Annotated in this window: 18 protein-coding genes; 15 read left to right on the forward strand and 3 right to left on the reverse strand. The window is 72.7% G+C overall.

The window, feature by feature from the left end; all coding sequences use genetic code 11:
• Positions 1–208: 208 nt before the first annotated feature.
• The 10 genes from uvrC to QQY24_RS23570 all read left to right on the forward strand — a co-directional run bounded on the left by uvrC (position 209) and on the right by QQY24_RS23570 (position 11,508).
• A complete protein-coding gene (gene uvrC / locus QQY24_RS23525; protein ID WP_301974695.1) occupies positions 209–2,284 on the forward strand; it encodes an excinuclease ABC subunit UvrC in 2,076 nt (691 codons plus the stop codon).
• On the forward strand, positions 2,281–3,306 hold the full coding sequence (rapZ, locus tag QQY24_RS23530) for an RNase adapter RapZ (protein WP_301974696.1): 1,026 nt from the start codon (positions 2,281–2,283) through the stop codon (positions 3,304–3,306). The genes uvrC and rapZ overlap by 4 nt, the downstream gene beginning before the upstream one ends.
• Positions 3,303–4,388, forward strand: a complete 1,086-nt coding sequence (gene yvcK, locus QQY24_RS23535; RefSeq protein WP_301974697.1) for a uridine diphosphate-N-acetylglucosamine-binding protein YvcK — start codon at positions 3,303–3,305, stop codon at positions 4,386–4,388. Before rapZ ends, yvcK begins: the two co-directional genes overlap by 4 nt.
• The gene (whiA, locus tag QQY24_RS23540) at positions 4,379–5,368 is read left to right on the forward strand and encodes a DNA-binding protein WhiA (RefSeq protein ID WP_301974698.1); all 990 of its coding nucleotides are present in this window, start codon (positions 4,379–4,381) and stop codon (positions 5,366–5,368) included. Before yvcK ends, whiA begins: the two co-directional genes overlap by 10 nt.
• A gap of 731 nt (positions 5,369–6,099) precedes the next feature.
• Positions 6,100–7,107: a type I glyceraldehyde-3-phosphate dehydrogenase gene (gap, locus tag QQY24_RS23545; RefSeq protein WP_301974699.1), complete on the forward strand. Its 1,008-nt coding sequence runs from the start codon at positions 6,100–6,102 to the stop codon at positions 7,105–7,107.
• A 134-nt stretch (positions 7,108–7,241) separates the two neighbouring features.
• Positions 7,242–8,453: a phosphoglycerate kinase gene (gene pgk, locus QQY24_RS23550; RefSeq protein WP_301974700.1), complete on the forward strand. Its 1,212-nt coding sequence runs from the start codon at positions 7,242–7,244 to the stop codon at positions 8,451–8,453.
• A 41-nt stretch (positions 8,454–8,494) separates the two neighbouring features.
• On the forward strand, positions 8,495–9,250 hold the full coding sequence (tpiA, locus tag QQY24_RS23555; protein WP_301976338.1) for a triose-phosphate isomerase: 756 nt from the start codon (positions 8,495–8,497) through the stop codon (positions 9,248–9,250).
• 108 nt (positions 9,251–9,358) lie between these two features.
• Positions 9,359–9,595, forward strand: coding sequence for a preprotein translocase subunit SecG (gene secG, locus QQY24_RS23560; protein ID WP_301974701.1), 237 nt, complete (start codon positions 9,359–9,361; stop codon positions 9,593–9,595).
• A 197-nt stretch (positions 9,596–9,792) separates the two neighbouring features.
• Positions 9,793–10,128 carry an RNA polymerase-binding protein RbpA gene (locus QQY24_RS23565; protein ID WP_003957010.1) on the forward strand — a complete coding sequence of 112 codons (336 nt, stop codon included), beginning with the start codon at positions 9,793–9,795 and terminating at the stop codon, positions 10,126–10,128.
• 111 nt (positions 10,129–10,239) lie between these two features.
• On the forward strand, positions 10,240–11,508 hold the full coding sequence (locus QQY24_RS23570; RefSeq protein WP_301974703.1) for an MFS transporter: 1,269 nt from the start codon (positions 10,240–10,242) through the stop codon (positions 11,506–11,508).
• A gap of 144 nt (positions 11,509–11,652) precedes the next feature.
• Here QQY24_RS23570 and QQY24_RS23575 read toward each other — a convergent pair whose 3' ends face one another.
• The 3 genes from QQY24_RS23575 to QQY24_RS23585 are packed head-to-tail and all read right to left on the reverse strand — an operon-like array spanning position 11,653 to position 15,248.
• Positions 11,653–13,935: an ABC transporter permease gene (locus tag QQY24_RS23575; protein ID WP_301974704.1), complete on the reverse strand. Its 2,283-nt coding sequence runs from the start codon at positions 13,933–13,935 to the stop codon at positions 11,653–11,655.
• Positions 13,936–13,986: 51 nt separating this feature from the next.
• On the reverse strand, positions 13,987–14,736 hold the full coding sequence (locus QQY24_RS23580; protein ID WP_301974705.1) for an ABC transporter ATP-binding protein: 750 nt from the start codon (positions 14,734–14,736) through the stop codon (positions 13,987–13,989).
• Positions 14,733–15,248, reverse strand: a complete 516-nt coding sequence (locus tag QQY24_RS23585) for a PadR family transcriptional regulator (protein ID WP_301974706.1) — start codon at positions 15,246–15,248, stop codon at positions 14,733–14,735. The genes QQY24_RS23580 and QQY24_RS23585 overlap by 4 nt, the downstream gene beginning before the upstream one ends.
• 129 nt (positions 15,249–15,377) lie before the next feature.
• On the opposite strand from QQY24_RS23585, the gene QQY24_RS23590 reads away from it, so the two are divergent.
• The 5 genes from QQY24_RS23590 to QQY24_RS23610 all read left to right on the forward strand — a co-directional run bounded on the left by QQY24_RS23590 (position 15,378) and on the right by QQY24_RS23610 (position 22,027).
• On the forward strand, positions 15,378–16,649 hold the full coding sequence (locus tag QQY24_RS23590) for an ABC transporter substrate-binding protein (protein ID WP_301974707.1): 1,272 nt from the start codon (positions 15,378–15,380) through the stop codon (positions 16,647–16,649).
• Between the two features lie 142 nt (positions 16,650–16,791).
• Positions 16,792–18,453: a glycoside hydrolase family 13 protein gene (locus tag QQY24_RS23595; RefSeq protein WP_301974708.1), complete on the forward strand. Its 1,662-nt coding sequence runs from the start codon at positions 16,792–16,794 to the stop codon at positions 18,451–18,453.
• A 39-nt stretch (positions 18,454–18,492) separates the two neighbouring features.
• Positions 18,493–19,818 carry an ABC transporter substrate-binding protein gene (locus QQY24_RS23600; RefSeq protein ID WP_301974709.1) on the forward strand — a complete coding sequence of 442 codons (1,326 nt, stop codon included), beginning with the start codon at positions 18,493–18,495 and terminating at the stop codon, positions 19,816–19,818.
• Positions 19,819–19,826: 8 nt separating this feature from the next.
• Positions 19,827–21,179: an ABC transporter permease subunit gene (locus QQY24_RS23605; protein ID WP_301974710.1), complete on the forward strand. Its 1,353-nt coding sequence runs from the start codon at positions 19,827–19,829 to the stop codon at positions 21,177–21,179.
• 8 nt (positions 21,180–21,187) lie between these two features.
• Entirely contained in the window at positions 21,188–22,027 is an 840-nt protein-coding gene (locus QQY24_RS23610) for a carbohydrate ABC transporter permease (protein ID WP_301976339.1), read from the forward strand.
• Positions 22,028–22,101: the final 74 nt, after the last annotated feature.

Genomic DNA, 22,101 nt, shown 5'->3' on the forward strand with positions numbered 1-22,101 from the left:
CCCGGCCGGACCGCGGCCCGGCCGGGCAGGCGCCCGGGCCACCGCGGTCCGTCGAACCGTCCTGGAAGCGCGCCCGCGGACGCACCTGCGGGCGGACCGGACGGGGCGTGTCGGCGCCGGCGCCGTCCACAGGCGCCGGGACGAGCCGGCACCGGGGTTGTCCACAGGCCACGGCGCGGTGTCGGTGCGCGCCAGTAGGGTGTGAGACATGGCCGACCCCTCCAGCTACCGCCCCAGGCCGGGTGAGATCCCGGACTCTCCCGGGGTGTACAGGTTCCGTGACGAGCACCGCCGGGTGATCTACGTCGGAAAGGCGAAGAGTCTGCGCCAGCGCCTGGCGAACTACTTCCAGGACCTGGCGAACCTGCACCCGCGCACCCGGTCGATGGTGACCACCGCCGCCTCCGTGGAGTGGACGGTGGTGTCCACCGAGGTCGAGGCGCTGCAGCTGGAGTACTCCTGGATCAAGGAGTACGACCCCCGGTTCAACGTCAAGTACCGCGACGACAAGAGCTACCCGTACCTCGCGGTGACGATGAACGAGGAGTTCCCGCGCGTGCAGGTGATGCGCGGTCACAAGAAGAAGGGCGTCCGGTACTTCGGCCCGTACGCCCACGCGTGGGCCATCCGGGACACCGTCGACCTGATGCTGCGCGTCTTCCCGGTGCGCACCTGCTCGGCCGGCGTCTTCAAGAACGCCGCCCGCACCGGCCGGCCCTGCCTGCTCGGTTACATCGGCAAGTGCTCCGCCCCCTGCGTGGGCCGGATCACCCCCGAGGACCACGGGGACCTCGCCGACGAGTTCTGCGACTTCATGGCCGGCCGCACCGGCACCTACCTGCGCCGTCTGGAGAAGCAGATGACGGAGGCGGCCGAGGAGATGGAGTACGAACGGGCGGCCCGCCTGCGGGACGACATCGGGGCCCTGAAGAAGGCCATGGAGAAGAACGCGGTCGTGCTCGCCGACGCGACCGACGCCGACCTCATCGCCGTCGCCGAGGACGAGCTGGAGGCGGCCGTGCAGATCTTCCACGTGCGCGGCGGCCGGGTGCGCGGCCAGCGCGGCTGGGTGACCGACAAGGTCGAGGAGATCACCACCGGCGCCCTCGTCGAGCACGCCCTGCAGCAGCTCTACGGCGAGGAGACCGGGGACGCCGTCCCCCGGGAGGTGCTGGTCCCGGCGCTGCCCGAGCCGGCCGAGCCGGTCCAGGAGTGGCTGACCGGCCGCCGCGGGTCCAACGTCTCGCTGCGCATCCCGCAGCGCGGCGACAAGCGGGCGCTGATGGAGACCGTGCAGCGCAACGCCCAGCAGTCCCTCGCCCTGCACAAGACCAAGCGCGCCTCCGACCTCACCACCCGCTCGCGTGCCCTGGAGGAGATCGCCGAGGCCCTCGGCCTGGACAGCGCCCCGCTGCGCATCGAGTGCTACGACGTCTCGCACCTCCAGGGCGACGACGTGGTCGCCTCCATGGTCGTCTTCGAGGACGGCCTGCAGCGCAAGGGCGAGTACCGCCGCTTCCAGATCAAGGGCTTCGCCGGCCAGGACGACGTCCGCTCCATGCACGAGGTGATCACCCGCCGCTTCCGCCGCTACCTCGCCGAGAAGGAGCGGACGGGGGAGTGGGCCGAGGCGGACGGCGCGCAGGACGCGCCGGCCGACGGCGCCCCGCCCGCCGACGGCCCCAAGGACGACGACGGCCGTCCCAGGAAGTTCGCCTATCCGCCCCAGCTGGTGGTGGTCGACGGCGGCCGGCCGCAGGTCACGGCGGCCCGGCGGGCACTGGACGAACTGGGCATCGACGACATCGCGGTGTGCGGCCTGGCCAAGCGCCTGGAGGAGGTGTGGGTGCCGGACGAGGACGACCCGGTGATCCTGCCCCGCACCAGCGAGGGCCTCTACCTGCTCCAGCGCGTCCGCGACGAGGCCCACCGCTTCGCCATCGCCTACCAGCGCGTCAAGCGCTCCAAGCGCTTCCGCTCCAGCCCCCTGGACGACGTGCCCGGCCTCGGCGAGACCCGCAAGCAGGCGCTCATCAGGCATTTCGGCTCGATGAAGAAGCTGCGGACCGCCACGGTGGAGCAGATCCAGGAGGTGCCCGGCATAGGCCGGAAGACGGCCGAGACCATCGCCGTGGCCCTCGCCCGCGCGGTGCCGGCCGCACCCGCCGTGAACACGGCGACCGGAGAGATCATCGAGGACGGGGAACCCGACACGACGGGGGGTTCCCCGGAGCGACCCGTGACCGCGGGCGCTCCGGACGAACGACGGGGGCAGGAGACATGACCGAGCACGACGCGCGGCCCGCAGCGGACCACCGCGACCCGGCGCCCAGGGAAGCAGGCGAGAATCAGCCACGACAGGCGGCCGAGGACCGGCAGCACGCGGCACAGGAAAACGGAGCACAGGTGAGTACGGACGTCACACCGGCAGGGGCCCCCGAAGCGGCCATCCCCGAGCTGGTGATCATCTCCGGCATGTCCGGAGCGGGCCGGTCCACCGCGGCCAAGTGCCTGGAGGACCTCGGCTGGTTCGTCGTGGACAACCTCCCGCCCGCCCTGATCCCGACCATGGTCGAGCTGGGCGCCCGCTCCCAGGGCAACGTGGCGCGGATCGCGGTCGTCGTCGACGTGCGCGGCCGGCGTTTCTTCGACAACCTGCGCGAATCGCTCGCCGACCTCGACACCCGGGGCGTCACCCGCCGGATCGTCTTCCTGGAGTCCTCCGACGAGGCCCTGGTGCGCCGCTTCGAGTCGGTGCGCCGCCCGCACCCCCTCCAGGGCGACGGCCGCATCGTCGACGGCATCGCCGCCGAGCGCGAGCTGCTGCGCGAGCTGCGCGGCGACGCCGACCTGGTGATCGACACCTCCAGTCTGAACGTGCACGAGCTGCGCGCCAAGATGGACGCCCGGTTCGCCGGCGAGGAGGAGCCCGAACTGCGGGCCACCGTGATGTCCTTCGGCTTCAAGTACGGTCTCCCGGTCGACGCCGACCTGGTCGCGGACATGCGGTTCCTGCCCAACCCGCACTGGGTCCCGGAACTGCGCCCCTACACCGGCCTCAACGAGGAGGTCGCCGCCTACGTCTTCAACCAGCCCGGCGCCAAGGACTTCCTCGACCGCTACGCCGAACTGCTGCGGCTGATCGCGGCCGGCTACCGGCGCGAGGGCAAGCGGTATGTGACCATCGCCATCGGCTGTACCGGCGGCAAGCACCGCTCGGTGGCCATGTCGGAGAAGCTCGCCGCACGCCTGGCGGCCGAGGGCGTGGAGACGGTGGTCGTACACCGGGACATGGGACGCGAATGACGGAACGTACACCGCGGCTGAGCAGGCTGCGCCGGGTGGTGCCGGAGGGCCGCGCGGCGGCCGGGACCCGGGCGGCCGGGCCCGCCGAGGTCCGCGGCGGCCGGCCGCGCCGCCGCGGCGCCCAGCCCAAGGTGGTCGCCCTCGGCGGCGGCATGGGCCTGTCCGCCTCGCTCGCCGCGCTGCGCCGGATCACCGGCGACCTCACCGCCGTGGTCACCGTCGCCGACGACGGCGGCTCCAGCGGACGCCTGCGCGACGAACTGGGCGTGCTGCCGCCCGGCGACCTGCGCAAGGCGCTGGCCGCGCTGTGCGGCGACGACGACTGGGGCCAGACCTGGGCCCGGGTCATCCAGCACCGCTTCCAGTCCCAGGGCGACCTGCACGACCACGCGGTCGGCAACCTGCTGATCGTCGCCCTGTGGGAGCAGCTCGGCGACCACGTCCAGGCCCTGGACCTGGTCGGCAGGCTGCTCGGCGCGCACGGGCGCGTGCTGCCCATGTCGGCGGTGCCGCTGGAGCTGCAGGCCCTGGTCAGGGGACACGACCCGGAGCGCCCCGAGGACGTCGACACCGTGCGCGGGCAGGCGACCGTCGCCCTCACGCCCGGCGAGGTGCAGTCCGTGCACCTCGTGCCGCACGGCCCGCCCGCCGTCCCGGAGGCCGTCGCCGCCGTCCTGGACGCGGACTGGGTGGTGCTCGGTCCCGGCTCCTGGTTCTCCTCGGTCATCCCGCACCTGCTGGTCCCCGAGCTGCTGGACGCCCTCACCGAGACCAAGGCACGCCGTGTCCTGTCCCTGAACCTCGCGCCGCAGCCCGGAGAAACCGAGGGCTTCTCCCCGCAGCGTCATTTGGAGGTTTTGGGGCGACACGCCCCTAAACTCGCCCTGGACGTGGTGCTGGCCGACGAGGCCGCGGTGCCCGACCGCGACTCGCTCACCGAGGCCGCCGAGCGGCTGGGAGCCGCGGTCGAGCTGGCGCCGGTGGCCCGGGCCGACGGAAGCCCCCGGCACGACCCGGAGCTGCTGGCCGCCGCGTACGACCGTATTTTTCGGATGCATGGAAGGATCGGCCCATGGCGATGACGGCAGCGGTGAAGGATGAGATCTCCCGGCTCCCCGTCACCCGGACCTGCTGCAGGAAGGCGGAGGTCTCCGCCATTCTGCGGTTCGCCGGCGGCCTCCACCTGGTGAGCGGGCGCATCGTGATCGAGGCGGAGCTGGACACCGCGATGGCGGCCCGCCGCCTCAAGCGGGACGTCCTGGAGATCTTCGGCCACAGCTCCGAACTGATCGTGATGGCGCCCGGCGGGCTGCGCCGCGGCTCCCGCTACGTGGTGCGGGTCGTCGCGGGCGGAGACCAGCTGGCCCGCCAGACGGGCCTGGTGGACGGCCGGGGCCGGCCGATCCGCGGTCTGCCCCCGCAGGTGGTCTCGGGGGCCACCTGCGACGCGGAGGCGGCCTGGCGCGGCGCGTTCCTGGCGCACGGCTCGCTGACCGAGCCCGGCCGCTCCTCCTCCCTGGAAGTGACCTGTCCCGGCCCCGAGTCCGCGCTCGCCCTGGTCGGTGCCGCCCGCCGGCTCTCCATCGCGGCCAAGGCCCGCGAGGTGCGCGGTGTGGACCGGGTGGTGGTGCGCGACGGCGACGCGATCGGCGCCCTGCTGACCCGGCTCGGCGCGCACGAGTCCGTGCTCGCCTGGGAGGAGCGCCGGATGCGCCGCGAGGTGCGGGCCACCGCCAACCGACTCGCCAACTTCGACGACGCCAACCTGCGCCGCTCGGCCCGGGCCGCCGTGGCCGCCGGTGCACGGGTGCAGCGGGCCCTGGAGATCCTCGGTGACGAGGTCCCCGAGCACCTCGCCGCCGCCGGCCGGCTGCGCATGGAGCACAAGCAGGCCTCCCTGGAGGAGCTGGGCGCCCTCGCCGACCCGCCGCTCACCAAGGACGCGGTCGCCGGCCGTATCCGCCGTCTGCTGGCGATGGCCGACAAGCGCGCCTCCGACCTGGGCCTGCCGGGCACGGAGGCGAACCTCTCGGAGGAGCTGGCGGACAACCTCGTCGGCTGACCGGCGCCGCGTCGACCCACCGGTTCCGCAGGCCCCCCGCGGATCCCGGCGCCGGCACCGGGCCGCCGTGGACGAGCCGGTGCAGGGGGCCGTGCGGGTCGACGGCCCGGCCCGCCGGTTCGCCGGAGGCGACGCGGCGGGTGCGGCTCCGGCCGAGCGGGGTGCCGGGCGCCCCACCGAGGGCGCCGGCGGTGGTGAGCCCGGGGGCCCGGCGAGGGCCGGACCGCCCACCGGCGCCACGGCCCTCGACAGGCCCCCGGAAACGACTCGCGGCACCCGGCCCCTCCCGCACCGCGCCGCCCACGACGAGCGAGGCGCCGCGGGTGGGCCCGCGGCACCCGCGGCCGAGGACCGCCGGGCGTCGGCGCCCGCGGTGCGGGCCGCGACGCGACGGCAGGGGCCCCGCCGCGGAAGGCGTGCGCCCCGCGCGACGGGTGAGCGGGGGCGCTCCTCAGCGGTGCGCGCGAGCCCACTCCATCAGGTGAGCCCACCCGGTCACGAACGAGTGGAACGGGCGTCGAGGGTACCGTCACTTCCGGGCAGAACGGAGCGAAAGGCACTCCGATCCGAGATGATCCGTACCCCTACTGGCGGGTACGGACCGCTTGCCTTTTATGCGGCATCTCGATGTCACTCCGGGAGTCGCGGAGAGGTAGGGTCGGGAGTGGTCGGGGACATCCCAAGTACAGCTCGCCGGTACCTGGCCGGCGCACCAACGAGGAGATCGGTTCGTGACGATCCGCGTAGGCATCAACGGCTTCGGCCGCATCGGCCGTAACTACTTCCGTGCACTGCTGGAGCAGGGTGCGGACATCGAGGTTGTGGCTGTCAACGACCTGGGTGACACGGCGACGACCGCCCACCTGCTGAAGTACGACACGATTCTGGGCCGCCTCAAGCAGGAGGTCACCCACACCGCCGACACGATCACCGTCGACGGCCACACCATCAAGGTGCTCTCGGAGCGCAACCCGGCCGACATCCCCTGGGGAGAGCTGGGCGTCGACATCGTCATCGAGTCGACCGGCATCTTCACCAAGAAGGAGGACGCCGCCAAGCACCTCGCCGGCGGCGCCAGGAAGGTCCTCATCTCGGCTCCGGCCAAGGGCGAGGACATCACGATCGTGATGGGCGTCAACCAGGACCAGTACGACGCGGCCAACCACCACGTCATCTCCAACGCCTCCTGCACCACCAACTGCGTGGCACCGATGGCGAAGGTCCTGGACGAGAACTTCGGCATAGTCAAGGGTCTGATGACCACGGTGCACGCGTACACGAACGACCAGCGCATCCTGGACTTCCCGCACAAGGACCTGCGCCGCGCCCGTGCCGCCGCCGAGAACATCATTCCGACGACCACGGGTGCCGCCAAGGCCACCGCGCTGGTCCTGCCGCAGCTCAAGGGCAAGCTGGACGGCATGGCCATGCGCGTGCCGGTCCCGACCGGCTCGGTCACCGACCTGGTCGTGGAGCTGTCCCGCGAGGTCACCAAGGAAGAGGTCAACGCCGCCTTCCAGAAGGCCGCCGAGGGCGAGCTGAAGGGCCTCCTCGACTACACGGAGGACCCGATCGTCTCCTCCGACATCGTCAACGCCCCGGTGTCCTGCACCTTCGACTCCTCTCTGACCATGGTCCAGGAAGGCAAGAGCGTGAAGGTCATCGGCTGGTACGACAACGAGTGGGGCTACTCCAACCGCCTCGTCGACCTCACGGTCTTCGTCGGCGACCAGCTCTGACCGGCCCAGCAGGACCTCGGAGCGGGAGCAGGGCTCGGGCAGCGTACCGTCGCGCTGTCCGAGCCCTGCTTCCGCGTACGGATCACGCCCCCATACGATCAGGGCATCACGAGCCCTCCTCAGGAGCCCACTCAATGAAGACGATCGACGAACTCCTCGCCGACGGCGTGAGCGGAAAGCGGGTCTTCGTCCGCGCCGACCTCAACGTGCCGCTGGCGGGCGGCACCATCACCGACGACGGTCGCATCCGCGCCGTGCTGCCCACCGTCAGGGCCCTCGCGGACGCGGGCGCCAAGGTGGTCGTCGCCTCGCACCTGGGCCGCCCCAAGGGCGCCCCGGACCCCGCCTTCTCCCTCGCTCCGGCCGCCGCCCGCCTGGGTGAACTCCTCGGCTCCGGCGTGGCCTTCGCGGCCGACACCGTCGGCCGGTCCGCCGCGGACACGGTCGCGGGCCTCTCCGACGGCCAGGTCGCCGTCCTGGAGAACCTCCGCTTCAACCCCGGCGAGACCTCCAAGGACGACGCCGAGCGCGGCGCGTTCGCCGACCAACTGGCCGCCCTCGCCGACGTCTACGTCGGTGACGGCTTCGGCGCCGTGCACCGCAAGCACGCCTCCGTCTACGACCTCCCGGCCCGTCTGCCGCACTACGCCGGCCATCTGATCGCCACCGAGGTCGGCGTCCTGAAGAAGCTCACCGAGGACGTCAAGCGCCCCTACGTCGTCGCGCTCGGCGGTGCCAAGGTGTCCGACAAGCTCGCCGTCATCGACCAGTTGCTCGGCAAGGCCGACCGCCTGCTCATCGGCGGCGGCATGGCCTACACCTTCCTCAAGGCCCAGGGCCACGAGGTCGGCATCTCCCTCCTGCAGGAGGACCAGGTCCCGGCCGTCGCCGAGTACCTGCAGCGCGCCCAGGAGCAGGGCGTGGAACTGCTGCTCCCCGTCGACGTCGTGGTCTCCCCGGAGTTCCCGGACCTGAAGGCCAAGGCGTCGACCGAGCACACCGTGGTCGACGCGGACGAGATCCCCGCCGACCAGGAGGGCCTGGACATCGGCCCGAAGACCCGAGAGCTGTACGCCTCGAAGCTCGCCGACGCCGGGACCGTCTTCTGGAACGGCCCCATGGGCGTCTTCGAACACCCCGACTACGCCGAGGGCACCCAGGCGGTCGCCCAGGCCCTCCTCGACTCCCCGGGCTTCACCGTGGTCGGCGGCGGCGACTCCGCCGCGGCCGTGCGCACCCTGGGCTTCGACGAGAACGCATTCGGCCACATCTCGACCGGTGGCGGCGCCTCCCTCGAATACCTCGAGGGCAAGACGCTCCCCGGCCTCGCCGCACTGGAGGACTGACCTCAATGGCTGCACCCGATCCGTCCGTCCGCACACCGCTGATGGCGGGCAACTGGAAGATGAACCTCAATCACCTCGAGGCCATCGCGCACGTCCAGAAGCTCGCCTTCGCCCTGGCCGACAAGGACCACGAGGCCGTCGAGGTCGCCGTCCTGCCGCCGTTCACCGACCTGCGCTCCGTGCAGACCCTGGTCGACGGCGACAAGCTGAAGATCAAGTACGGCGCCCAGGACATCTCGCAGCACGACTCCGGTGCCTACACCGGCGAGATCTCCGGCGCCATGCTGGCCAAGCTGAAGTGCTCCTTCGTGGTCGTCGGCCACTCCGAGCGGCGCCAGTACCACGGCGAGGACGACTCCGTCGTGAACGCCAAGGTCAAGGCCGCCTACAAGCACGGTCTCACCCCGATCCTGTGCGTCGGCGAGGAGCTGGACGTCCGCGAGGCGGGCGACCACGTCTCCCACACCCTCGCCCAGGTCGAGGGCGGTCTGCGGGACCTTTCGGCCGAGCAGGCCGAGACCGTCGTGATCGCCTACGAGCCCGTGTGGGCCATCGGCACCGGCAAGGTCTGCGGCGCCGAGGACGCCCAGGAGGTCTGCGCCGCCATCCGCGCCAAGGTCGCCCAGCTGTACTCGCAGGACGTCGCCGACAAGGTCCGCGTCCAGTACGGCGGCTCCGTGAAGTCCGGCAACGTCGCCGAGATCATGGCGCAGGCCGACATCGACGGCGCCCTGGTCGGCGGGGCCTCGCTGGACGCCGACGAGTTCGTCAAGATCGTGCGCTTCCGCGACCAGTGAGCCCGCCGGTGAGTAGGCGGTAGCGACGGAACGTCGTACTCTTGCGGGGGCACGGCGACAACGCCGTGCCCCCGTCGTCCATCCGCATCCGAGGAAGTTGGTCCAGCCGTGGTTTTGGGGTTCTCGATCGCCCTGATCGTCTTCAGCCTGCTGATGATGCTGCTGGTGCTGATGCACAAGGGCAAGGGCGGCGGTCTCTCCGACATGTTCGGTGGCGGCATGCAGACGTCCGTGGGCGGCTCCTCGGTCGCCGAGCGCAACCTCGACCGCATCACCATCGTGGTCGGGCTGCTGTGGTTCGCGTGCATCATCGTCCTCGGCATGCTGATGAAGTCGAACAGCTGACCGCAATACATTCCGTACGTAACGCCCCATGTTCGGTACGTGCCCCTGAGCGCGGCCTATCATGGGGCGTGCGTCTGGGTGCGGGGGCGGTAACTCCCATCACCGGACGCGCGTTGGGCCTTACACAGACTGAGGCGCTCGCGGCGAAGCGGAACGCCGACTCGCTTCGCGGCACCATCACGCAGGGAGTTACGACCGTGGCAAGTGGCAACGCGATCCGAGGTAGCCGGGTCGGGGCGGGGCCGATGGGCGAGGCCGAGCGCGGCGAGTCCGCGCCGCGTCTGCGCATCTCCTTCTGGTGCTCCAACGGGCACGAGACGCAGCCGAGCTTCGCCAGCGACGCGCAGGTCCCCGACACCTGGGACTGTCCGCGCTGCGGCTTCCCGGCCGGCCAGGACCGGGACAACCCGCCGGACCCGCCGCGCACCGAGCCGTACAAGACGCACCTCGCGTACGTACGGGAGCGGCGCAGCGACGCGGACGGCGAGGCGATCCTCGCCGAGGCGCTCGCCAAACTGCGGGGCGAGATCTAGACATCGAGGTCCGGCTGGACACCTCCGGGTGACCGGCCGGTTCTGCTTTCCGGGCCGCTTGTCAGTGGCGCCCCCTACGGTTCGCGTACCAGTGGATCGTGAGGGGGAGACATGGCGGCGGTCGAGGTGGCCGGGGTGCGCGCGCCCGTGTGGCGCGGGGGGTTCGGGCGGTTGTGGACGGCCGCCGTGGTCTCCCGGTTCGGGGATGCGCTGCGGTCCTCCGCGCTGCAGCTGCTCGCCGTGCGGCTCAGCGACGAGCCGCTGGTCATCGCCTCCGTCACGGCCTGCGGCTATCTGCCCTGGCTGGTGTTCGGGCTACTCGGCGGAGCCCTGGCCGACCGGGTCGACCAGCGGCGGGCGATGTGGGCGGTGGACACGCTGAGGGGCCTCCTGGTCGCCGCCTTCGCCCTCGCCGTGGCACTGGGACACGCCTCGGTCCTCCTGCTGCTCGCCCTCGCCCTCGCCCTGACGACGCTTCAGACGCTCTTCGACAACGCCGCCACGGCCCTGCTCCCGGCCCTGGTCGACGCGGAGGCCCTGGGCGCGGCCAACGCCCGTCTGATGACCGGTCAGCAACTCGCGGGCGGCCTGCTCGCGGGCCCGTTCGTCCCCGTCCTGCTGGCCGTCGGCGCCGGTGTGCCCTTCGCCGCCGACGCGGTCACCTATCTGGCCGCCGCCGCGCTGGTCGCGTCCCTGCGCACCCGCCCGCCGCGGCGGGCGCCCCGCCCCGCGGGCAGCACGCTGCGCGCCGAGACCGGCGCGGGTCTGCGCACGCTGTGGAGCGACCGGGTGCTGCGGGCGGTCCGCCTGGCCACACTGCTGTGCAACATCGGCATGGGCGCCCTGATCGCGACCCTGGTCCTGCACGTCACGCGCTGGCTGCACGGCGGCGACACGGCCTACGCGGCCACCATGACGGCGTACGCGGCGGGCAGCCTCGCCGGCGGTGCCGTCGCCCAGCGGATCGCGCGCCGCGCCGGCCGGGCCCGGGCCCTGCTGCTGGGCGGAACCGTCCAGACGGCCTCCCTCCTCCTGATCGGCTCCGTACGGCACCTGGGCGCCCTGCTGGCTGGCATGGCGCTGCTCGGTGCGATGAGCGTGGTCTGGAACGTCAACCAGGTCACGCTGGTGCAGCGGCGCAGCCCCGCCGCCATGGTGGGCCGGATCTCCGCCGCCTTCCGCACGGCCTCCACCTCCGGCGCCCCGCTGGGCGCGCTCCTCGGCGGAGTCGCGGCCCGCGCCTTCGGGCCGAACGCCCCGGCCCTGTTCACCGCCGCCCTGCTCGCCCTGGCGGTCTGCGCGCTGGTACCGGTGCGCAGACCGGACGTCCCCGGCGCCGCCGGCGCGGAGGGCGTCGCGTCCGCCCGCCCCGCGCGCTGACCGGCGGTCACCCGGTCCGGGGCCCGTCCACGGACGCGGGGGACCGCGGGGCCGGCGCCGGCCCGGACGCACGTCCGGGTCCGGGACCGGCCAGCGGACCTCGCCGGGGCCGCCACCTGCGGGCCGGCGGTCCCGGCCGGCCCCTCACAGCACCGAGTTCAGCGTGTCCGTCAGTCTGCGCCGCGCCGCGCGGGCCGCCGGCACGGCGGCGAGGGCGGTGGCCCCCAGGACCGCGGACAGGGCCACGGTGAGCAGGAGCAGCGGGGACGGCGCCTGGGCGATGCCGGCGCCGATGCCGGTGGAGGTGCCCTGGGCGTCGATCAGACGGCGGGCCAGGGGTAGGCCCAGGGCCGTGCCGGCGATCGCGGCGGCCAGGGTCGTCAGGCTCGTCGCGGTGACGGTGACCGCGGTGATCTGCCGGGGCGACATGCCGATCGCCCGCAGCGCCAGCACGTCCCGCTCGCTCTCCCGGACGCTGCCGCCGATGGCGCTGAGCAGTTCGACCAGCCCGATGAGGGCGAGCACGGCGATCAGCCCGGCGACGACCCCGCGCAGCGGGGACAGCCCGTCGGCCGGGTTCGTCACGGCGTGCACGTCCAGATGGCCGACGCCGGCCGCGGCGAGCGAGGACGCCACCTGGTGCGGGTCGGCGCCGGGGCGCAGACGCAGCTGGTAGAACGCGGGGGACAGGCGCGGGTCGTTCTCGCGCAGGGTGTCCAGGGAGGTCGTCACGACCCGGCCGGCGTTCTGCGGTTCGATGGCGCGGCCCACGATGTGCAGGATCTGCGGCTGCTCGCCGACCGTCATCCGCACCCAGTCCCCGACACGCACGTGCAGCAGGTCCAGCAGGCCCTGGCCGGCCACCGCCTCGTCCGGTCCGTGCGCGGCCCGGCCCTCGGCGAGGGCGTACGGATACGGCCGGGCGCGGGTGCCGAGGCCGCGCAGCGCGATCGTGCCGGTCTGGCCGGGGACGAGCGCGGCCACCTCGACGCCCGGATAGACGGCGGTGATCCGGCGGTCCGCCGCGAGCAGCCCGCGTACGTCCGTGCCGGTCAGGGAGCCGTCCGAGCGGACCGTGAGCGCTGTCGGCAGGCCCATCCGGCCGGGGGCGCTGTGGAAGCGGTCGAGGGTGGTCCACGCGCTGAGCGCCACCACGATCAGCAGCAGTGGCAGCGTCAGCCGGGCCACTGTGGCCAGGGACCGGCCGCGGCCCGCGAACGCCTTGTGGCAGCCGAGGACCAGCGCGGCCGGCAGCCGCAGTCCGAGGGCCTGCCGGGCCGGGCCGGTCAGCCGGCCGCCCGCGGACGCCGACGGGCGCGGCACCGGGACCGGGGGCACCCGGCCCGCGCGCCAGGCGGCGAGGCCCGTCGTCAGGCCGATGAACAGCACCGCGCCCACGGACACGGCGCCGAGCGTCACGGTGCGCCCCGGCAGCCCCTGCCACACCCCCACCGCGTCGCCGAGCCGGCCGGGTATCCGCCGGCCCGCCCCCTCGGTGAGCGCCGCCCCGGCCACCGCGCCGAGCAGGGCGTAGGCGAGGTGCTGCAGCAGGAAGACGCGTACGACCTGGCCGGGGGTGAAGCCGATCGCCTTCAGCACCGAGATGTCCCGCAGGTGGCCGCGGATGCGGGTGCTGATCGCACCGTGCACGGCGAGGCCCGCGGCGGCCAGGGCGCCCAGCCCGAACAGGGCGAGCACCTGGCCGAGGAGCCGGTCGTCGCCCTGCGCCTCGGCCCGGGCCTGCTGCCAGGTGGAGACCTCGCCGACCGCGCCCGCCCCCAGCAGGGTGACGGCCCGCTGGACCGCGTAGTCGGTGTCGCCCGGATCGTTCAGCCGCAGCCCGGTGACCTGGCCGTCGGGGGCGCGCACGGCGGCCGGCAGCGCCCAGACGAGGCCCGGCTGCTCGCCCGGGCTGTAGCGGGGTTCGGCGCTGTCGGCGATGCCCTCGACGGTCAGCGTGCGGGCGGTGCCGGGCAGGGAGAGGGTGTCGCCGGGTTCGGCCAGCAGGGCCCGGGCCAGTTCGCCCTCCAGCACGACGCCGTCCGGTTCCGCCGGGTCCAGCCAGTGGCCGGCGGTGAGCAGCGGGCGGCCGGTGGAGGGCAGCCGCGCGGTGGCGCGCAGTTCCACGGCGGCGTGGGTGCCGCGGGAGGCGACGGTGACGGACTCGGTGGGGTAGGGCCCGGCGACGGACTCCACGCCGTCGAGCCGGGCCAGCGCGCGGGCATCGGCGGACGGGGCCGTGTGGATCCACACGTGTGCCCCGTGCGCCTGGGCGAAGGTCCGCTGCCAGGGGTTGGTGGCGTAGCCGAACAGGGCGGCGGCCAGCAGCAGGGAGGCGACGATGCCGGCGGTGGCGAGCGTGATGAACAGCGCCTCGCCGCGGTGCGCGCGCAGATCGGAGTGCGCCCAGCGCAGGGTGGCACGCACGGGCTCAGCTCCTCGTCCCGCGCCGCTGCGCCAGGTGCTCGTACACCGCGATCAGTCCTTCAGTTCCAGCACGCCCGAGATGCCCGGCCGGCGGGACGGGGCACCGTCCAGCGCGGCGTCGTCGGCCATGCGGCCGTCGAAGAAGCTGATCACGCGATCGGCGGCGCTCGCCAGCCGGGCGTCGTGGGTGACGAGCACGATGCTCTGCCCGCGCCGGTGGAAGCGGGACAGCAGCCGCATCACCTCGCGGGTGCCCTTGCTGTCGAGGCTGCCGGCGGGTTCGTCCGCCAGCAGCAGCGGCGGGTGGTTGACCAGGGCGCGGGCGAGCGCGACCCGCTGCTGCTCCCCGCCGGACAGCTCGCCCGGCATGCTGCGCTCCTTGCCGTCCAGGCCCAGCTCGGCCAGGAGCGCCTCGCGTTCGGCCCGGGCCCGCTTCGGGGGCACGCCGGCGAGCAGCGCGGGCAGTTCGACGTTGTCGGCGACCGACAGGTTGGACACCAGGTTGAAGAACTGGAAGACGATCCCGATGGCCTTCCTGCGCTCCACCGCCCAGCGGGCCTCGCTGTAGGAGTCGGTGCACTCGCCGTCCAGCCAGATGCTGCCCGCGTCGGGCCGCTGCAGCCCGCCGAGCAGGTGCAGCAGGGTCGACTTGCCGGCGCCGGACGGTCCGGTGACCGCCACGAACTCGCCCCGGGCCACGCTCAGGTCGACACCGCGCACGGCACGGACGGGGGCGCCCTCGCCGTGGTGGGTCTTCACCAGGCCCTCGGCCCGCAGTACCGGAGGGTGGTCCTCGCTCACGGCAGCTCCTCCAGTTCCTCCTGGCACCGCTCCAGCCAGTCGAGGTCGGCCTGCAGATGCAGCATCGCGCCCTCGATGAGCAGCTGGGCGATGCGGTTGTCCCGGTTCTCGGCCACGGCCAGTTTCGACAGGTTGCGCATGGTGTTGAGGTACTGGCGCCGCTGCTTGTTGATGAGGGTGATCTGGTCGGCGAGGCCGGTCTGCGAGGCGAGGGCGAGCTTCATGAAGAACTCGTCCCGCACCCGCGGCTCGCCCTCGGTCTCCTCGAACCAGGCGTGCAGCGCCTCCCGCCCGGCGTCGGTGAGGTGGTAGACCTTCTTGTTGGGCCGGCTCGACTGCTCGACGTCCTCGCCCTCGATCAGCCCGGACTTCTCGAGGCGGCCGAGGGTCACGTAGATCTGGCCGACGTTCGGCTGAGGGTACGCGGAGCCCAGCAGTTGCTCAAGCTCCTGCTTCAGCTCGTAGCCGTGGGCGGGGCCGCGCGCGAGGAGGGCCAGGAGGGGCAGGCGCACCTGTGCTGTCCTCCTGTCTGCGGCAATGTGCTCCAGGCCCTAGTATCGCCCATACCTAACAGGTATACATGGCCTCTGACTCCGGACAAGGGTGCCCGGGGCCGGGTGTACGTGTTCGGGGAGGAACCTATGCGGTGGATGCGCGCCGCCGGTAGGGGTCTTCTCGCCCTCGCCGTGGTCCTGACCGGTTGTGTCGCCTCGGGAGCCCGGGCCGAGGAGGGCGCGGGCGGTGGCCGCGGGCCGCTCACCCTGGCCACGGCCGGTGACCTCACCGGTTACCTCGGCCCGCTGCTGCAGGGCTGGAACCGCACCCATCCGGCCGAGAAGGTCACCCTGGTCGAACTGCCGGACTCCGCCGACGAGACCCACGCGCAGATGACCACCGATCTGCGCGGCGGCGACCGGGGCCGCTTCGACGTCCTGAACATCGACGTCAACTGGACCCCGGAGTTCGCGGCGGCCGGCTGGATCCGCCCGCTGCCCCGCGACCGCTTCCCGCTGGGCGCCTTCCTGCCCCCGGTCGTGGACACGGCCACCTACGACGGGCGGCTGTACGCCGTCCCGTACGTCACCAACGCCGGACTGCTGCTGTACCGCAAGGACGTCCTCGCCGAGGAGGGCGTGCCGCCGCCGCGGACCTGGGCCGAGCTGGAGCACGACGCGAAGACCATCGCGCCCAGGCACGGGCTCGACGGCTACGCGGGCCAGTTCCTGCCCTACGAGGGGCTCACCGTCAACGCGGCCGAGGCCGTGTACTCGGCGGGCGGCACGATCCTCGGCGACGAGGGGGCCCGCGTCACCGTCGACTCGGACGCCGCCCGCGAGGGCATCGGCTTCCTCGCCCGCGGCCTCAGGGAGGGGTGGATCCCGAAGGCGGCACTGACGTACAAGGAGGAGGAGTCCAAGCAGGCCTTCCAGGACGGCCGGCTGCTCTTCCTGCGGAACTGGCCCTACGCCTACGCAGTCGCCTCGGCCAGGGGCTCCAAGGTCGCCGGGAAGATCGGCGCCGTACCGCTGCCCGGGCCGCACGGGCCGGGGAAGAGCGTCCTGGGCGGCTCCAACCTGGCGGTCAACACGCACGCCCGGCACCCCGATTCGGCCGCCCGGCTGATCGCGTACCTCACGAGCGGGCCCGTCCAGCGCCAGGTGCTCACACGGGGCGCGCTGCCGCCCGTGCGCGCCGCGCTCTACGAGGACCCGGCGCTCGTGAAGCGGTTCCCCTACCTGCCGACCCTGCGCGCGGCCGTGCGCACCGCGGCGCCCCGGCCCAAGAGCCCGCACTACGAGCAGGTCAGCCTGGTGGTGCAGGCGGTCGTGCACGACGCGCTCACGGGCCACGAGACGCCCGCTGCGGCGGTGCGGCGGCTGGCGCGCGAACTCGACGCCGTCGCCCGCCGGTGACGCTCCCTTGGTTACCTGTTAGGTAACGCGAACGTCTCATCTCGACTCTCCGTGTCCGGGTAAGTCCCCTTTTGGCGGGGTGACCGTCCGGTAGTTTCCGTTCGCTTCATTGACACCCTCGCGACACCGCTACCTAACATGCATGCACAACAGCAGCCCTTCGCAGAGACAGGTCAATGGGTTGAACAGGCACCACTGGTGGCGCGACGCGGTGATCTACCAGGTGTACGTCCGCAGCTTCCTGGACAGCACCGGCGACGGCATCGGCGACCTGGCCGGGGTCCGCGCCGGGCTGCCGTACCTGAAGAAGCTCGGCGTCGACGGCGTCTGGCTGAGCCCGTTCTACCCCTCGCCCCAGCACGACCACGGCTACGACGTCGCCGACTACTGCGACGTCGACCCGGTCTTCGGCGACCTCGCCGAGTTCAACCTGCTGATGGACGCGGCCCGCCGACTGGGCATCAAGGTGCTCTTGGACATCGTCCCCAACCACTGCTCCAGCGCCCACCCCTGGTTCCGCGAGGCGCTCGCCTCCGCGCCCGGCGGCCCGGCCCGCGCCCGCTTCCACTTCGCCGACGGGCGCGGCCCCGACGGCGGCGAGCCGCCCAACAACTGGCACGCCATGTTCGGCGGCCCGGCCTGGACCCGGGTCACCGAACCGGACGGCCGCCCCGGCCAGTGGTACCTGCACATGTTCACGCCCGAGCAGCCCGACTGGAACTGGCGCAACCCCGCGGTGCCCGCCGAGTTCGACCGCGTCCTGCGCTTCTGGCTGGACCGGGGCGTCGACGGCTTCCGCATCGACGTCGCCGCCGGCCTCTACAAGCACCCCGAACTGCCCGACTCCGACGACCCGGAGGCCGACGCCCGCACCCGTGACTCGGTCAACCCGCTCGCCTGGAACCAGCCTGAGGTGCACGAGGTGTGGCGGCACTGGCGCTCGGTCTGCGAGGAGTACGCCGCCCGCGACGGCCGCGAACGCCTCCTCGTGGGCGAGGTGTCCGTGCCCACCGCCCGCGAGCACGCCCGGTACGTCCGCCCCGACGAACTCCACCAGGCCTTCTTCTTCGACCTGCTCAGCGCCCCCTGGGACCCCGACGCCTTCCGCAAGGTCATCTCCGAGGCCATGCAGGACATCGCCGGCACCGGCTCGACGGTCACCTGGGTCCTCAACAACCACGACCAGGTCCGCACCGTCACCCGCTACGGCGAACCCGCCACCGAGGGCAGCGGCCTGGGGGCCGCCCGCGCCCGCGCCGCCGCGCTGCTCATGCTGGCGCTGCCCGGAGCCGCGTACATCTACCAGGGCGAGGAACTGGGCCTGCCCGAGGTCGTCGACCTGCCCGACGACGTGCTCACCGACCCGATCTTCCGCCGCACCGGCAGCCGCGCCCGCATCCGCGACGGCTGCCGGGTGCCGCTGCCCTGGTCCGGGCAGGCCTCCCCGTTCGGCTTCACCTCCGGGGCCGAGGGCGCCAAGCCGTGGCTGCCGCAGCCGTCGTACTTCGCCGAGCACGCCACCGACCGCGCCCTCGCCGACACCCGCTCCTTCTGGCACCTGTACCGCGACGGCCTCCAGTTGCGCTCCTCCCTGCCCCAGCTGGGCGAAGGCTCGCTGCGCTGGCTGGACACCCCGCCCGGCGTCCTCGGCTTCGTCCGGGGCGACGGCCTGGTGTGCGCCGTCAACTTCGGCACGGCCCCCACGCCCGCGCCGGTCGCCGGCACCCCGCTGCTCACCAGCGGCTCCTGCCCGCCCGGCGTCCTGGCGGGTTCGACCGCGGCCTGGTGGCTCACCGACCTGTGACCGCTTTGCCCACTCCCACCCCCTGAAGGGACATCAACGATGATGCGACGACGTACCACCCTGCTCACCGGCTGCACCGCGCTGGCCCTCGCGTTCGGCGCGACCGCCTGCGGCGGCGACTCCGTCTCGGCCGGCGGCGGCGACAAGGCGCTCAGCGGCCAGACCGTCACCGTGGCCGGTGTCTGGTCCGGCAGCGAGCAGAAGAACTTCCAGAAGGTGCTGGACGCGTTCACCGCCAAGACCGGCGCCAAGACGCAGTTCGTGTCCACCGGCGACAACGTCTCCACCGTCGTCGGCAGCAAGATCGAGGGCGGCAACGCGCCCGACGTCGTGATGGTGCCGCAGGTCGGCGTGCTCCAGCAGTTCGCGAAGAAGGGCTGGCTCACGCCGCTGTCGAAGACCGCCCGGCAGACCATCACCGCCGACTACGCGCCCGTGTGGCGCACGTACGGCAGCGTCGACGGCAGCCTCTACGGCCTCTACTTCAAGGCCGCCCACAAGTCGACCGTCTGGTACAGCCCCGACGCGCTCACCCAGGCCGGCGTCAAGCCGCCGACCACCTACGACGAGATGCTCAAGGCCGGGCACACCGTCTCCGACTCCGGGCTCGCCGCCTTCTCCGTGGCCGGCCAGGACGGCTGGACGCTCACCGACTGGTTCGAGAACATCTACCTCTCCCAGGCCGGCCCCGACAAGTACGACGCCCTGGCCGCCCACAAGCTGAAGTGGACCGACCCCAGCGTGGTCGAGGCGCTCACCACGCTCGGCAAGCTGTTCAAGGACAAGCAGCTGATCGCCGGCGGTCAGAAGGAGGCGCTCAACACCGACTTCCCCGGTTCGGTGGAGAAGGTGTTCGGGCCCAAGCCCGAGGCCGGCATGGTCTACGAGGGCGACTTCGTCGCCGGCGTCGCCCACGACCAGTACCAGAAGGCCATCGGCAAGGACGCCGACTTCTTCCCGTTCCCCCCGGTCGCCGGCGGCACGGCACCGGTGGTCAGCGGCGGTGACGCGGCGGTCGTCCTCAAGGACGGCAAGAACAGCAAGGCCGGCATGAAGCTCCTGGAGTACCTGGCCACCCCCGAGGCCGCGGCCGTGTGGGCGAAGGCGGGCGGCTTCCTGTCCCCGAACAAGAAGCTCAGCCTCGACGCGTACGGCGACGACGTCACCCGGGCCATCGCCAAGTCCCTGGTCTCGGCCGGTGACACGGTCCGCTTCGACATGTCCGACCAGGCACCGGCGTCCTTCGGCGGCACGAAGGGCACCGGCGAGTGGAAGCTCCTGCAGGACTTCCTGCGTGACCCGTCCGACCCCAAGGCGACCGCGGCGAAGCTGGAGTCCGCGGCGGCCAAGGCCTACCAGGACTGAGCGGACCGATGACCGCCACCACACTCGTCAAGCCGCGGACGGGCCCGCCGGCCGCCGGGCCGGACCGGGCGCGCCGCAGCCGGCGGCGCGCCCGGACCGTCGCCCTGCTCTTCGTCCTGCCCGCGCTGCTCCTGCTCGGCGCGCTCGTCGTCTACCCGGTGCTGTTCTCCGTCGGCCGCAGCTTCTTCGACGCCTCCGGCACCCGCTTCGTCGGCGGCGACAACTACACCGGGATGTTCCGCGACCCGGCGACGCTCAAGGCCATCCGCAACACCGCGATCTGGGTGGTCGTCGCCCCGGCCCTGCTGACCGGCCTCGGCCTGATCCTGGCCGTGCTGGTGGAGAAGGTCCGCTGGGCGACGGCGTTCAAACTGCTGCTGTTCATGCCGATGGCGGTCTCCTTCCTCGCCGCCGGCATCATCTTCCGCCTCGCCTACGACGAGGACCCGGACAAGGGCGTCCTCAACGCCGCCGTCGTCTCCGTCCACGACGCCTTCAAGGACGAGTCGACCTATCCGACGGCCCGCGGACGCACCGGAGTGCTGACCGGGGACCGGGACGGCTCCTACCGCACGACCGCCTCCCCGGGCGACGCGGTGCGGCTGCCCATGGTCGGCGTGCTGCCCAAGGACCTGCCGCGGCAGGCCCGGCCCGCCTACCCGGCCGCCGCGCGCAAGGCGGCGGCGGGTGAGGTGCGCGGCGTCGTCTACCTGGACTTCACGCCCGGCGGGGGAGGGACGCAGGGCAGGGTCGACCCGAAGGAGAGCGGCCTGCCCGGCATGAAGGTCCAGGTACTCCGTGACGGCAGGACGGTCGCGAGCACCACGACCGCCGCCGACGGCTCCTTCCGCTTCGCCGGCCTCGCCGGCGGCTCCTACACGGTGAGGCTGCCGGAGTCGAACTTCGCACCGCCCTACCAGGGCGTCTCCTGGCTCGGCCCGGCACTCGTCACCCCGGCGATCATCGGCGCCTACCTGTGGATCTGGACCGGCTTCGCGATGGTGCTGATCGGCGCGGGCCTGGCCACGCTGCCCCGGGACGCGCTGGAGGCGGCCCGGATGGACGGGGCGAACGAGTGGCAGATCTTCCGCCGCATCACCGTCCCGCTGCTGGCGCCCGTGCTCACGGTGGTCTTCGTGACCCTCGTGATCAACGTGATGAAGGTGTTCGACCTCGTCTACATCATCGCGCCCGGACCGGTGCAGGAGGACGCGACCGTGCTGGCCACCCAGATGTGGCTGGTGTCCTTCGGCGGAGGCAACAACCAGGGCCTCGGCAGCGCCCTCGGCGTCCTGCTCCTGCTCCTCGTCGTCCCCGCGATGGTCTTCAACGTCCGCCGTTTCCGAAGGAGCCAGCGATGAGCGCAGCGATGAACACGCTCCGGCGCGGCCTGGGCAACGGTCTGGTGCAGGCGTTCCTCGTGGTGATCGGCCTGGTCTGGCTGACCCCGCTGGCCGGTCTGTTCCTCTCCTCCCTGCGGTCGGCCCAGGACACCGCGAAGGGCGGCTGGTGGACGTCGCTGGCCAGCCCCGGCCAGCTGTCCTTCGACAACTACTCGGCGCTGCTGGAGAACTCCGGCATGACGCGGTCCCTGTGGAACACCGTGCTGATCTCGGTGCCGGCGACCACCCTGGTCGTCGTCATCGCGGCGCTCGCCGGATACGCCTTCGCCTGGCTGGACTTCCCCGGCCGCGAGCCGCTCTTCCTGCTGGTGGTGGCCCTGCTGGTGGTGCCGGTCCAGATCGGCCTGCTCCCGGTGGCCAAACTCTTCGGCGCCCTGGGCCTGTTCGGCACGATCCCGGGAGTCGTCCTCTTCCACGTGGCCTACGGGCTCCCCTTCGCGGTGTTCCTGCTGCGCAACTACTTCGCGGAGATGCCGAAGGAGATGCTGGAGGCCGCGCGCATGGACGGCGGCAGCGAGTGGCGGATCTTCACCCGGCTCGTCCTGCCGGTGGGCCGCCCCGCCATCGCCAGCCTCGCCATCTTCCAGTTCCTGTGGGTCTGGAACGACATGCTGGTCGCGCTGCTCTTCGCCGACAGCTCCGCCCAGCCGCTGACCGTGGAACTGCAGTCCCAGATACGTCAGTTCGGCAGCAACATCGACGTGCTCGCCCCCGGTGCCTTCCTGTCCCTGATCGTGCCGGTGGTGGTGTTCTTCGCCTTCCAGCGGCACTTCGTGCAGGGAGTCATGGCGGGCTCGGTGAAGTAGGCGCCCCGCCTCGCCCCGGCCCCCGCCCCCGGCCGTCCGATCCGGACGGCCGGGGGCGGGGGCCGGGGCACGGA

The organism is Streptomyces sp. TG1A-8 (assembly GCF_030499535.1).
Taxonomy (GTDB): Bacteria; Actinomycetota; Actinomycetes; order Streptomycetales; family Streptomycetaceae; genus Streptomyces.